Source organism: Paramuribaculum intestinale, assembly GCF_003024925.1.
Lineage (GTDB): Bacteria > Bacteroidota > Bacteroidia > Bacteroidales > Muribaculaceae > Paramuribaculum > Paramuribaculum intestinale.
The window spans coordinates 1-12,801 of the sequence record NZ_PUED01000002.1 but is presented as its reverse complement, the minus strand read 5'-3'; the positions used below and the strand labels follow the sequence as shown (position 1 = coordinate 12,801).

The following is a 12,801-nucleotide window of genomic DNA, read 5'->3' as shown; positions in this document are numbered from 1 at the left end:
GGATATGGAAGGATCAGCGTTTGCGTCGTTTCTTGCCTGTAGGCTGTTGTACGGCCTTGAATTCGTGAAGTCTCATCTCTTCGGGATGTATCCGTATCTCTCCATGCGACAATTCTGCAAGATCTTTGAAGATCTTCATGTCGTCAACACCGTCGCAGTTCACCTCCAGCATGAGTTTTTTCATGTGGTTTGCGATCAGTCTGACTAATGTGTCGCGTTCCTGCCCCGGCTCCATGGCTGAAGCGGTGGCGACAAGGCGTTCGACCGATTTGCCGTAATGACGGTAGCGGATATTCTGCAGGCCGTAGGCCACACGCTCGGGTGTACTCTGGAGCGTATCCTTCTCTACCTGATCGAACGGATAGTCGATGTCAAGCCTGAAGTCTGAGATAATGGCCAGATGATCCCAGAGTTTACGCGTGTGGTCGGGATCGTTCTTGGCCTGTGGCGTCAGCCGGATCATGGCTTCTATGATGCTTCTTGCGCAGGCATTGCGCTCGTCGCGGTCGGTCAGGGTGAGGCAATGCTCCACCATGTTCTGTATGTTGCGTCCGTATTCAGGCAGTTTCAGCCGTTCAAGCTGAGTGTTGTATCTTAACATCAGTAGGTTTTGAAAATTTCCTCAAAGTTACGCATTATCCCGCATTTCTGCAAATAATGAAAAAATCCGTGCCGCTGATGGAAATATCCCATAGTCGGCACGGATTGTGACTGCTTCGGTCTGGGTAAGTCTGGCTTACATGTTCATTCCGCCGTCGACCTGTATCACCTGGCCGGTGACATAGCTCGACATGTCAGAAGCGAGGAATGTGGCCACGTCGGCGATATCCTCGGGCTTGCCTCCGCGGCGCAGGGGTATCTTCTGTACCCATTCGGCGCGGACGTTGTCGGGGAGAGCGGCTGTCATGGCTGTCTCGATGAAGCCGGGGGCAATGGCGTTGGCGCGGATGCCGCGTGAACCTACTTCCTGCGCTATGCTCTTGGCCAGAGCTATAAGGCCTGCTTTGGAGGCGGCATAGTTCGACTGGCCGGCATTGCCGTGTACTCCTACCACCGATGCCATGTTGATGATGCTGCCGCTGCGCTGGCGCATCATGATGGATAGGGTGGCGTGGATGAAGTTGAACGCGCTCTTGAGGTTGACTGCTATGACGGCATCCCACTGCTGCTCGGTCATGCGCATCATGAGTCCGTCTTTGGTTATGCCGGCGTTGTTCACAAGTATGTCGATCGAGCCGAAATCCTTGTGGATTTGATCTACTACCTCTTTTGTCTGCTCGAAGTCGGCGGCGTTGGATGCGTAGCCTTTGACTTTTACGCCCAGAGCGGCTATCTCTTCTTCGGTGGCTTTGCCGTTTTCATCGATTACCAGATCGGTGAAGGCGATATTGGCGCCTTCCTGGGCGAAGCGGATTGCCAGTGCCTTGCCGATGCCGCGTGCGGCGCCGGTGACGATGGCTGTTTTTCCTTCAAGTAGTTTCATCTTTTAGGTGTATTATTGTTTGATATTGGTGTTGTTCTCAGATTTGTCGGTATGGTGCTGAGGCGTGACTATGCTCTCCATGACAAAATCGATGACGTCGCGGCGCAGTGATCCTATCTCGGCTGCCCCCTCCTCAATGTTGCCTTTGATCATACAGTAGTAGGCTCCCTGAAACACCATCGCCAGCATAGCTTCGAGGCGGTCGGCCTGTGATCGTGAGAATATGCCTTTCCTGACGCCCTCGTGGAGTATCTCGCGCAATATCTCACGCTCCTTGACAATGGCCAGCCGCCTTATGCGCTCCACTCTCTTAAAGTCAAGAGTGAAGAGCGATCTTATGGTGCCTGGGTGATATGCCACGACATCGTCGATGGTGTCGAACCGTCCGATGAGAAACTGGCGAAGCTTCTCTTCCGGTGGAAGATCAGACTGTGCTGTCAGCCTTATCCGTTCCACCTGCCGCTCGCTTTCGCGCTCTATGACGGCATTGTAAATCTCCAGCTTGTTTTTGAAATAGGTGTAGATGGTGCGCCTCCCCTTGTCAGAGGCGGCCGCAATGTCGTTCATCGTAGTGTTTTCGACGCCTTTGTGCACAAAAAGCTGTCGAGCCACATCTATGAGCTTTTCGCGAGTTTTCAGTACCATATCTGCACAGTTGCTCTTTCGATGTGCGAAATTACTCAAAATTGTCGAATTAACATCTATTGTGGGGGTCTTTTTAGTTTTTGGAAAGCATATACGGGGCTTTTTTAGTAATTTCGCGACTTGAATTTCAACTCTGACCTAATCTTATCGGATGATAAAATACAGTACATTACGTAGATCGATATTTGTCGTGTTGGCCATGGCCATGGCCATGGCCATGGCTGTGTCCGTCAAAGCCGCCGGGCCGGCGTCGCCGATCGGCGTCAGCGGTGTGGGCGAATCACATCTTGGTATATACATAGCCGATATAGCGACAGGCGAAACGTTGCGTGATATAAACAGCAACGCTGCTTTTGTGCCGGCCAGCATTACCAAAGCACTGACATCGGCGTCGGTGCTGACTCTCATGAACTCCTGTGACCGTTATGAAACCCGGGTTGAGGCGGTGGGCAAGATAACTGATGACGGCACACTCAAGGGCGATATAGTGGTGCGTTGTGTCGGTGATCCTACCGTCGAGTCGGCTTATTTCGATGAGGCCGGAGGATTCGCCGACAGCATAGCCGCTGCCGTTGTTGCAACAGGTATAAAACGAGTAGAAGGCACGGTGGTGATTGATTCGTCGTTGATGCCTGAGGAGGGCGTGCCCGACGGATGGGCTGACGAAGATATCGTGTGGCCCTACGGGACATCGCACCATGCGGCGAATTTCCGTGACAACAAGTTTGTGCTGACCCTCCCGTCGCGAAAGTCAGTGCCTTATGTGCCCGGACTGCAAGTGTCGCACACCCCGGCAAAAGGATCGCTCAAGATTGACCGCAAGAAGGATTCCAACGTCATAATATCGCGTGGAAATCCACGGCGCAATGGCGAAAGCATCACCGTCTCTACGCCGGATCCTTCGGCGGTGATGCGACATGAAGTGATGCAGAAACTTCGCCACAATGGGGTGGAGATGTCCGATGCTCCGGTGTCGGCCGATGGCGATGACGTTGCGTCCACACTCTATATCCACCGGTCGCCTGAACTTGTCGATATATTGCGCAGTCTGATGTATCGGAGTGACAATATGATGGCTGAGGCCATGCTGCGGTCGGTAGCGCCGGGGCAGTCACGCGCATCGGCGGTCAAGACAGAGCTTGACATGTGGGAAACGCGCGATGTGGATACGCGGCGTGTGGTGATCGAGGATGGAAGCGGACTGTCGCGCAACGACCGTCTGACCCCAATGTTTCTTGCAAACGTTTTCACATGGATGGCATCACACTACAAGGCTCCCGACTATGTCAGCCTGTTTCCAAAAGCTGGCTGCGACGGCACTCTCAAGAGTTTTCTTCGTGACACACCTCTTGAAGGGCGAGTGGCGTTGAAGACCGGAAGCATGAGGGGAGTGCAGTCATACGCCGGCTATATGCTTGGTGGCGACGGACAGCCTACGCACGTTATAGTCATAATGGTCAACGGTTTTACTTGCGGACGGACAGCTTTGAAGACCGGGATAGAGGATATGTTGCTCTCTATGTTTGCCCCAGACTATGTGCGTCCGGTCAAGCAAGTGACCAAAGCACCTAAGAAAAAGGGTGGGGCGTCTCGGACTAAATCGCAGAAATCCCGCAAGTCATCGAAGAAGAAACGACGGGTATGATAGTGGATTTGTTGCCATTCTGAAAATTTTCGGTAATTTTGTGTCTGAAACCAAAAGCATTAAAGATATGTATAATAACGATAAGGCCGGGCAGATCCTTACACTCGCTCTCGAAATCGAAGGACTTGCTCTTCTGATACAACGCCGCGGTGACCTTGTCAACCCGGAGGTGAATTGTATTTTGCATGATAAGGCATCGGCACTGCTCGAACTGACAAAAGTTATTGCCGGCTCGCATGAAAGCGTTGAGGCAGTGGCTGCGGCCGATTCAGCGCCAGTGGTGTCATGTGTAGAGTCCGTAGGCTCTAAAGAACAATACCCGGAGTTAGAGCCGATGGAGAAAAAAGATGTTGAGACAGCCGTGGAGTCAGAGCCGTTGGCTGGCAATATCGGTCGCGACGACGTGCATGCGTCCGGATCTGTTTCGTCCGATGACATGGCGGTGGCTGATTCGGCGATCGCCGAGGAAGTGGCCGACAGCAGCGACTCCATGGTCGAAGATCGGCAAGCAGACCGTCATGTGGCAGAGCCTGACGCTGTCTCAGTGACTTATGCATCTACGCCTGTGGCCGGACATCCGGTGTTCACGCTGAATGACCGTTTCAGATTTATACGCGAACTGTTCAAGGGCAGCAGTCAGGATTTCAACGACACTCTGCGTCTGGTATCCTCAATGTCGTCGGCCGACGAAGTGATCGAATATCTGTCCGATGATCTGTGTCTGGATCCTGAAAACCCTGATGTGGTTGACTTTACGGCAATTGTGACTCAGCGTTTCCATTGATGGCCGGACGATTGTATATGGTGCCTACTCCGGTGGGTAACCTTTCCGATATGCCCCCGCGTGCCGTGGATGTGCTGCGCGAAGCTGATGTGATATTGGCCGAGGACACACGCACGAGTGGTGTGTTGCTGCGTCATTTCGAGATATCGACTCCGGTGGCAAGCCACCACAAATTTAATGAACATCAGACCGTAGGGTCTTTCGTCGACCGTATGGAGGCCGGCGAGAATATCGCGCTTATAACCGATGCCGGCACTCCCGGCATATCCGATCCCGGATTCCTGATATCAAGAGAATGCCGACGTCGCGGAATTGAGGTGGTGACATTGCCGGGGCCGACAGCTTTTGTGCCGGCGTTGGTCGATAGCGGCATTCCGTGTGAGCGGTTCTGCTTCGAAGGATTCCTGCCGCAGAAAAAGGGGAGAGCCACGCGACTTGCAGAGATCGCTGCTGATCCGCGGACAACAATTATCTATGAGTCGCCTTTGCGGCTGGCCCGAACGTTATCAGATCTTGCCGCAGTGTGTGGCGTCGGACGTGAGGCCTCTGTCAGCCGTGAGATATCAAAACTGCATGAAGAAACCCGCAGAGGCACATTGGGAGATCTGGCAGAATATTTTTCGCAAAACAATCCGCGCGGAGAAATCGTTATTATCGTAGCGGGCAACAAAGAGTTGTCGCCACGCCCAAAACATAAAAACAAATATAAAAACGACACCGACGACGAATGAATGATTTGCTGGCGGTGGCGTATCTAAAAATCAACAATTCAACTATTATGAAGAGAACAGTCTTTATGGCTATTGCCGTGGCTGCTGTCATGACTTCATGTGGCACACGCGAAAAACTTGAAAAAGCCGAAGAACAGAACGTACAGCTCAATTCAGAGCTTCAGGCAACCCTCGCTACGCAGGATTCGTTGTTTGCACTTATCAACGACATTACAGCCGGGATGGGACAGATCAAGGATCTGGAACACATTATCGCTACTCCAGGAAATGGCTCGGATGCACGCTCGCAGAAAGATCAGCTGCGCAACGACATGGTGGCCATTCAGGAAGCGCTTCAGCAGCGCCGCGACCGTTTGGCTCAACTTGAGGAAAAACTGCGTAAAAGCGGCGTACAGAATTCCACTCTTACCAAAACCATAGAAAACCTCAAGGCACAGATCGCCGAGCAGGAAACAGAAATGGCCACTCTCCGCAACCAGCTTTCGGCTGCCAATGTGCAGATAGCAAGCCTTGGACAGAAGGTCGATTCGCTCAGCTCCACAGTCTCGACTGTCACCACAGAGCGAGAGGTGGCGCGTCAGGAAGCAACACAGCTCAATGACGAGCTCAACACCTGTTACTATGCCGTAGGCAACAAATCGGAACTGCAGAAAAACAAGATTATACAGACCGGATTCCTTCGCAAGACAAGAATACTTGAAGGTGACTTCGAAAAAGCCTACTTCATAAAGGCTGACAAACGCACACTTAACAACATACCGCTTCACAGCAAGAAGGCGGAGGTGATGACAAAGCAGCCCGCAGCAAGCTATTCTATCGAAGATCAGGACGGACAGAAGGTGCTGGTGATCAAAGATCCGACACAGTTCTGGGAAGTCAGCAACTTCCTTGTGGTGAAGATTGACTGATCAAATTATAGCAAAGATAATATACGATCGTGTCCCCTATCGGTGTTTCACCGGCGGGACACGATCTTTTTTGTGGTTTATATGCTCATTATGGCAATAAGTGGAAATGTGTTGCGTTTATATGAAAAATGGCTCTGAGAATACTTCATTGAATGTAGCGTAGTGAAATCCCGACAGATTCCAACAGGACCGATTAGTGTATCATGACCGGATTATTAAATAGTGGCAGACGTTACGGCTGGTTGATCAATCCGGCTTTGTCGTTCATGGCCATAGTCATGGCGGTGTTATCGTATTATCTGACTTCATTGTTGGTCGGGATGGCTCAGGCTCGGGTGTGGATGTCACCCAAAGTCATTATCGTCGCATCGGTTGCATGGATCATTGCTGGATGGCGGTTGATACGTCCGGAGGAATTGCGCGCGCTTAAAATGGAACGTACTGCCCGCAGTGCCATAAATGCATGTGGCGTTCATGCTGTTTTTTTTGTTGTGTTGTTGTATCTGATTGACGCTCCTTATGTGGAATGGAGTACTCTGGCTGTGTTCTATGCGCTGATGTTCATATCGCTTCCGATAGCCTGCGTAGTTTCGTTGCAGCTGCTGAAGTTTCTACGTCGTTGCGGACGCAATCATCGTCGTGTGGTGATAGTGGGGATGAATGATACAGCTCTGCGGCTTTACGACATGATGGCCAACGATGGTTATGGATATGTCGTAGCGGGTGTGTTCGACGACAATGCCGTAAGTTCGGTTGACCCAGATCTGCCGGTAATGCCTGTCGGCGATTTGGGCGGCTTTGTCAGAGCCAATGACGTAGAGGAGATTTTTTGCACTCTTTCCGGTGACAATGAATCGGCGCTTCTCCAGTCTATTGAAGTGGCCGACAATAATGCTGTGACGCTTCACATCGTGCCACAGCTCACGCGTTTTGTCAACCGTGGGTTTGCAGTCAATGAGATCGGACGGCTGCCGGTCATGACACCCTTGAACAGTCCGCTCGCCTCACGGTTTAATATATTTATGAAACGGATGCTGGATATAACGGCGTCGTTGGTCGGAGTGGTGTTGTTCCCTGTTTTTTTTATACCCATAGCAATATCTATTAAGCTGACATCGCCTGGCCCGGTATTCTATCGCCAGCTGCGCACCGGACTCAAAGGCCGCACGTTCAATTGCTTGAAGTTCCGTACTTTGCGATATGATCCATCGGACGATGAGTCGCCGGTGGCCAAGACCGATCCGAGAGTCACAGCAGTGGGGCGTTTTCTGCGGAAAACGTCGCTCGACGAACTGCCACAGGTGTTTAATGTGCTCAAGGGCGACATGTCTATAGTCGGGCCGAGACCTCACATGGTATCGCATACCGATGTTTACAGAGATCTGGTCGACCGTTATATGATGCGACACACTGTCAAGCCGGGTATCACCGGATGGGCTCAGGTCAATGGATTAAGAGGTGGAACCGACCATCTGTGGAAGATGGAGAAGCGTGTGGAGTGCGATGTGTGGTATATCGAACACTGGTCGCTGTTGCTCGATATAAAGATCATTTTCCGCACATTGTTTAATATATTAAAAGGCGATGACAATGCCTATTGACGCGTCAGTGCGCGGTGTTTACCCGTCGGTCAGTACGTGGATCATTGTCGAAAATTAAGAGTATGTTTGAATTTCACGTCTATTCACTTAAAGAGGATTTTCGTAGAGATTGGCGTGAGTTGATGAGGGAGCGATGCGGGCATCGTGACCGATGCAGCTTGACGCAAATCGCCCGAAAAGACCTTTGAGGGGATAGAAAGAAGTCCATATATATTTATTCGTGTTAAATTCAAACATGCTCTAAGGTTCGAAATAGTAAGACGCTGTGTCACATCATTGTATGACACAGCGTCTTGATGTTTTGTCATTATGGGCTGACCTTCAGATCGAAATGTCGGCCAGGTCGACAGGGAAGTGGTGGATCAGATATTCGAATCTATGATCTTTATCTTCTCTGAAATCTGTGCGATCTCTTCTTTGAGATGCTGCATCTTCCGTTCCATTTCTCTGACTATAGAGTCGCCGTTCTTCGATTTGGAATTGAAAAAGCCCATATTGTTCTCATAGGTTTTCAACTCCTGACGGCGCTGTTCGCATGCCCTGACCAGACGTTCGCGTTCGCGCGACAGTTTGCCGGAGTCGCCGGCCGACGCTTCTATGCCGGCCTGGAAGTCGGCCATGCGTGCGCGGTTCTCCTTGATGTCGAGCTTGTCGAAGAGGGTGCCTACGACTTCGCGATATGCGTCCTGAAGCTTGTCTTTCTCTTTGAACGGCACATGACCGGTTTCCTGCCATTGCTTGCGCAGTTGCTGTACTTCTGCTATGGCCTGTTCGCGCGGTGTGGTGTTTTCATCCGACGCTATGACATTCAGGCGGCTGATGATTTCGCGTTTGGTAGCCAGATTGGCTTGCTCGGCTCGGCGTGTGTCGCCGTTGACCTTTTTCTTGCGGTCAAAGAATGTGTCGCATGCCTTGATAAACCGCCGCCATATCGCATCGCTGTGTTTACGTGCCACCGGTCCGATCGTTTTCCATTCTTTCTGAAGTTCTACAATGGCATCGGTAGTCTTTTTCCAGTCGGTGCTTTCGGCCAGCACCTCGGCTTTTTCGCATAATGACGTTTTCTTTGCAAGATTTTCGGCGAATTCGTTTTTAGTCTTTTTGAAAAACTCCGATTTACGTCCGAAGAAGTCATCACACAGTGCCCTGAAGCGGTTGAACAGTGCCGTGTTTGTCTTTCGCGGGGCAAATCCGGCCTTTTTCCATTCTTCCTGTGCCTCAAGTATAGTCTTGGTCATGGCGTCCCATTCCTGATACGTCGAGGGCTTGCTGAAGTCGAGAGCTTCTATCCGTTCGCACAAGGCTGTCTTGATCTCTTCGTTTTCCCGCTCGCGTGCTTTACGTTCTTCGAAATGTGCCTGATATTTTTTGTTTATTTCAGCTGAGGCATCCTTGAAGGAGGTCCATATTTCCTCACGGACATCCTTTGCCACCGGCCCGATCTCTCTCCATTTGTCATGTAGGCTCTGCAGCCGTCGGAATGCTGTGATCACGTCAGGCTCTTCGGTCAGTTTGCGGGCCTCGTCGAGAAGAAGCTGCTTTTCGGCCAGATTTTTCTTGAAGTCATAGTCGCGGAGTTCCTTGTTGACTTTCCACTGGTCGTAGAATGCTTCCACGGCATCCTGATAGTTTTTCCATAGCGCAGTGGCATTCTGTGGCGGTACCTCGCCGATCTCTTTGAATTCGCTCTGTATCTCCTTGATACGCTGATAGTGACGGTTGACATTGTCAGTGTCGGCGCCAAGAGTTTTAAGTTCGTTGATCAGGGCTTCCTTTTTGTCAAGATTAGCGGCCTGACGTGTTTCTATCTCGGCTCTCTGACGCGCTTTCTTCTCTTTGATAGCGGCAAGGGCGGCCTTGAACCGTTCTTCGATCGGATCTTCGGTGTCAGTAAATGCTTCGCCCTCTTCGCCGGCTTCATCTTTACGGCGGAGTGTCAGCTCATTGTGGAGTGTATAGAATTGTTGCTTGATTCGGGCAACGTCATCGGCGACAATCTCCGAATCGTCGGCGACAATCATTTCAATGGTCTTCAGCAGGGACTCACGGGTGACGTTCTCTTCACTGGCGCATTCGGCATCCTCCGGTGTTTTGCCTGGGAGCTCTTCGTTTGGCAGGTTAGGCGTGGCAACCTTTTCATTTAGTTGTTCGGCCCGGTCAAGCATTTCCATAATTTAGAAATTAACTGGTTGATGGTATTCTATAGGGTATGTCCGATCAGTCGGCATTTGCCGGCATGATCCATTGAAATGCCAAAATTAGACATTATTTCTAATAATTCAATTTTTTTGTGGAAAAAATCGTAGAAATTATGCGAACGAAATGCACCCCGCAAAATTTATGTTGCCAAGCTTTTCGAAAAAGATGGAGATGATCATGGAATTGTGTAATTTTGCGCTATGAATCGAATCCTCCATATTGTGGTGGCCGCAGGCAGTGGCCGTAGATTTGGGGCAGAGTTGCCTAAACAGTTCCATCTGATAGGGGAGCGTCCGGCGCTGATGCTTGCTGTCGACGCCATGAGGCGCTTTGGATGCGGCGGCACGGTCGTAACGGTACTTAATCCCGATTATATTGGATATTGGACCGAGGTGTGCGTGTCGGCCGGTTTCGATCCCGGGCCGATTGTGGCCGGTGGCTCCACCCGGTGGGAATCGGTGAAAAACGCTGTCGACGCGTATGGAGCAGATGCGGATATAATCACAGTCCACGACGGCGCGCGTCCGCTTGTCGGACGATGCGTAGTGGAAGCTGTGGTGGCGGCTGTGGCATCAGGAGCAAAGGGTGCAGTGCCGGTCGTGGCTCTTTCCGATTCGATAAGGCATGTCGGGGCAGATGGAAGTTCGAAAGCCGTCGATCGTGCCGCCTACGTGGCCGTACAGACTCCGCAGGGATTTTCAGGAATGGAATTCCGTCAGGCTTACGGAATGCCCTACAGTCCGGCGTTCACCGACGATGCTTCAGTGATGGAGGCTGCTGGATATGATGTGAGCCTGGTCGAGGGATCGCCGATAAATATCAAAGTGACAAATCCGTCGGATATCGCCATAGCTGAACTATTGCTCAGACAATGCAACGACTGAATGCCACCGACATAAAATACGTAAAAGGTGTCGGACCGAAGCGTGCGGCGCTGCTATCGTCCGAGCTTGGTATCAAGAGCGTAGGCGATCTGCTCCGTCATTTTCCCGCTCATTATATTGACCGCACAAGGATGTATGCCATATCATCATTCAGCGGCGAGATGCCGGCGGTGCAGGTCAGAGGGCGTTTCGTGTCGTTTGCCATACAGGGCGAGGGAGCGAAATCGCGTCTTACGGGGTTGTTTTCCGACGGAACGGCGACGATGGAGGTCGTGTGGTTCCGGCAGATAAAGAAGCTGAAGGAACTTTATGCCACGATGACCGACTATGTGCTTTTCGGAAAGCCCACCTCATTCTGTGGCCGTTGGAGCATGGTGCATCCCGAGGTGGAGCCGCCGTCGGATATGCATGGCGAGGGGAGTCTGCGTCCGGTGTATCCGTTGACTGAGAAACTGCGTAATCAGGGGGTGAACTCACGCGTCATCCATACGATGATCCGTACGGTGGTCGACAGGATAGCCCTCGGAGGCGTGACAGATTCCATGCCACCTGATATACTGCGTAGGCTCGGACTTCCGCCTTTGTCTACAGCTCTACGCGACATTCATTGCCCTTCATCGCCATCGTGTGCCGATATGGCCAGGGCGCGAATGAAATTTGACGAGCTGTTTTATCTTCAGCTCGATATACTTCAATACACCCGTCGACGAAAACTTTCGGTCGGAGGAATGCGATTCCCCCACATCGGCCATTATTTCAATACTTTCTACAAGGAATGCATGCCGTTCGAACTGACGGGAGCGCAGAAGAGGGTGATCAAGGAGATCCGGGCCGATATGGGATCGGGCCGGCAGATGAATCGCCTGTTGCAGGGCGATGTGGGCAGCGGCAAGACTCTTGTGGCTTTGCTGTGCATGTTGATCGCTCTCGACAATTCCACACAGGCGTGCATGATGGCGCCGACGGAGATATTGGCGGCGCAACATTACGAGACCATAAGCCGGCTGGTGGCGCCTATCGGCATTAACGTGAAGATGCTGACGGGATCAACTCCCGCATCGCAGCGGGCTGTTATCCACCGGCAGCTTGAGGATGGCTCGCTGCATATACTCATCGGCACTCATGCTGTGATTGAGGACAATGTGGTGTTTCGCAATCTCGGCTTCACAGTCATAGACGAGCAACACCGTTTCGGGGTGGCTCAGCGTGCGAGAATATGGAAAAAGAATACTGTTCCGCCCCACATTCTGGTTATGACGGCTACTCCAATACCGCGTACGCTTGCGATGACGGTGTATGGAGATCTTGATGTTTCGGTTATCGACGAGTTGCCGCCCGGACGCAAGCCCGTGACTACGATGTTGCGGTTTGACGACCACCGTATCGATGTCTACAAGGGCATGGGACGCGAGCTCAAAGCCGGTCGTCAGGCATATATCGTATATCCGCTTATCAAAGAAAATGAAAAGGTGGATATGCGAAGTCTGGAAGAGGGATATGAATTTGTCCGCGACAATTTTCCGTCGTATCGTGTGGCTTTTGTCCACGGACGTATGAAACCGGCCGAGAAAGATCATCAGATGGAGCTGTTTGCCACGCATCAGGCTGATATTCTTGTGGCGACAACGGTGATTGAGGTCGGAGTAAATGTTCCTAACGCTTCGGTCATGATCATAGAAAACGCCGAACGTTTCGGACTATCCCAATTGCATCAGCTTCGCGGACGTGTCGGCCGGGGTGCTGACCAAAGCTACTGCATACTGATGACTAAACAGAATATTTCGGCCGACACGCGCAAACGCCTGCAGGTGAAGACCTCCACTACCGACGGTTTCCTCGTGGCTGAAGCCGATCTGAAAATGCGCGGTCCCGGCGATCTGGAGGGAACGCTTCAGAGCGGGCTGGCGGTGAACCTTAAGAT

At 51.6% G+C, this 12,801-nt stretch carries 11 protein-coding genes; 7 read left to right on the top strand and 4 right to left on the bottom strand.

What is annotated here, in order from left to right:
• Positions 1 to 13: 13 nt before the first annotated feature.
• The 3 genes from C5O24_RS00350 to C5O24_RS00340 form a co-directional block, all read right to left on the bottom strand.
• On the bottom strand, positions 14 to 601 hold the full coding sequence (locus C5O24_RS00350; RefSeq protein ID WP_107034859.1) for a DUF4290 domain-containing protein: 588 nt from the start codon (positions 599 to 601) through the stop codon (positions 14 to 16).
• Positions 602 to 736: 135 nt separating this feature from the next.
• Entirely contained in the window at positions 737 to 1,483 is a 747-nt protein-coding gene (gene fabG, locus C5O24_RS00345; protein WP_107034858.1) for a 3-oxoacyl-[acyl-carrier-protein] reductase, read from the bottom strand.
• Positions 1,484 to 1,495: 12 nt separating this feature from the next.
• Positions 1,496 to 2,128, bottom strand: coding sequence for a TetR/AcrR family transcriptional regulator (locus C5O24_RS00340; protein WP_107681322.1), 633 nt, complete (start codon positions 2,126 to 2,128; stop codon positions 1,496 to 1,498).
• A gap of 151 nt (positions 2,129 to 2,279) precedes the next feature.
• Between C5O24_RS00340 and dacB the strand changes: the two genes are divergently transcribed.
• From dacB to C5O24_RS00315, 5 genes are all read left to right on the top strand, one after another.
• Complete coding sequence (gene dacB / locus C5O24_RS00335) at positions 2,280 to 3,773, top strand: D-alanyl-D-alanine carboxypeptidase/D-alanyl-D-alanine endopeptidase (RefSeq protein ID WP_107681321.1); 1,494 nt, start codon at positions 2,280 to 2,282, stop codon at positions 3,771 to 3,773.
• 67 nt (positions 3,774 to 3,840) lie between these two features.
• Positions 3,841 to 4,557 carry a DUF8457 domain-containing protein gene (locus C5O24_RS00330; RefSeq protein ID WP_107681320.1) on the top strand — a complete coding sequence of 239 codons (717 nt, stop codon included), beginning with the start codon at positions 3,841 to 3,843 and terminating at the stop codon, positions 4,555 to 4,557.
• Positions 4,557 to 5,288 (top strand): 16S rRNA (cytidine(1402)-2'-O)-methyltransferase, encoded by a 732-nt coding sequence (rsmI, locus tag C5O24_RS00325; protein WP_107034854.1) that lies wholly within the window; start codon positions 4,557 to 4,559, stop codon positions 5,286 to 5,288. The genes C5O24_RS00330 and rsmI overlap by 1 nt, the downstream gene beginning before the upstream one ends.
• A gap of 47 nt (positions 5,289 to 5,335) precedes the next feature.
• Positions 5,336 to 6,196, top strand: coding sequence for a Cbp1 family collagen-binding glycoprotein adhesin (locus C5O24_RS00320; protein ID WP_128702784.1), 861 nt, complete (start codon positions 5,336 to 5,338; stop codon positions 6,194 to 6,196).
• A gap of 203 nt (positions 6,197 to 6,399) precedes the next feature.
• On the top strand, positions 6,400 to 7,797 hold the full coding sequence (locus tag C5O24_RS00315) for an undecaprenyl-phosphate glucose phosphotransferase (protein ID WP_107034852.1): 1,398 nt from the start codon (positions 6,400 to 6,402) through the stop codon (positions 7,795 to 7,797).
• A gap of 362 nt (positions 7,798 to 8,159) precedes the next feature.
• Here C5O24_RS00315 and C5O24_RS00310 read toward each other — a convergent pair whose 3' ends face one another.
• Positions 8,160 to 9,968 (bottom strand): DUF349 domain-containing protein, encoded by a 1,809-nt coding sequence (locus tag C5O24_RS00310; RefSeq protein WP_107034851.1) that lies wholly within the window; start codon positions 9,966 to 9,968, stop codon positions 8,160 to 8,162.
• Between the two features lie 228 nt (positions 9,969 to 10,196).
• On the opposite strand from C5O24_RS00310, the gene C5O24_RS00305 reads away from it, so the two are divergent.
• Entirely contained in the window at positions 10,197 to 10,880 is a 684-nt protein-coding gene (locus C5O24_RS00305; RefSeq protein WP_107034850.1) for an IspD/TarI family cytidylyltransferase, read from the top strand.
• A partial coding sequence (recG, locus tag C5O24_RS00300) for an ATP-dependent DNA helicase RecG (protein WP_107681319.1) occupies positions 10,868 to 12,801 on the top strand: 1,934 nt, incomplete at its 3' end. The genes C5O24_RS00305 and recG, both read left to right, overlap by 13 nt.

Bases quoted from the DNA above. Each gene is read 5' to 3' on its own strand.
- C5O24_RS00310 (WP_107034851.1), bottom strand. From the start codon at position 9,968: ATGGAAATGCTTGACCGGGCCGAACAACTAAATGAAAAGGTTGCCACG.
- C5O24_RS00305 (WP_107034850.1), top strand. From the start codon at position 10,197: ATGAATCGAATCCTCCATATTGTGGTGGCCGCAGGCAGTGGCCGTAGA.
- C5O24_RS00340 (WP_107681322.1), bottom strand. From the start codon at position 2,128: ATGGTACTGAAAACTCGCGAAAAGCTCATAGATGTGGCTCGACAGCTT.
- C5O24_RS00320 (WP_128702784.1), top strand. From the start codon at position 5,336: ATGAAGAGAACAGTCTTTATGGCTATTGCCGTGGCTGCTGTCATGACT.
- C5O24_RS00330 (WP_107681320.1), top strand. From the start codon at position 3,841: ATGTATAATAACGATAAGGCCGGGCAGATCCTTACACTCGCTCTCGAA.
- dacB (WP_107681321.1), top strand. From the start codon at position 2,280: ATGATAAAATACAGTACATTACGTAGATCGATATTTGTCGTGTTGGCC.
- rsmI (WP_107034854.1), top strand. From the start codon at position 4,557: ATGGCCGGACGATTGTATATGGTGCCTACTCCGGTGGGTAACCTTTCC.
- C5O24_RS00350 (WP_107034859.1), bottom strand. From the start codon at position 601: ATGTTAAGATACAACACTCAGCTTGAACGGCTGAAACTGCCTGAATAC.
- C5O24_RS00315 (WP_107034852.1), top strand. From the start codon at position 6,400: ATGACCGGATTATTAAATAGTGGCAGACGTTACGGCTGGTTGATCAAT.
- fabG (WP_107034858.1), bottom strand. From the start codon at position 1,483: ATGAAACTACTTGAAGGAAAAACAGCCATCGTCACCGGCGCCGCACGC.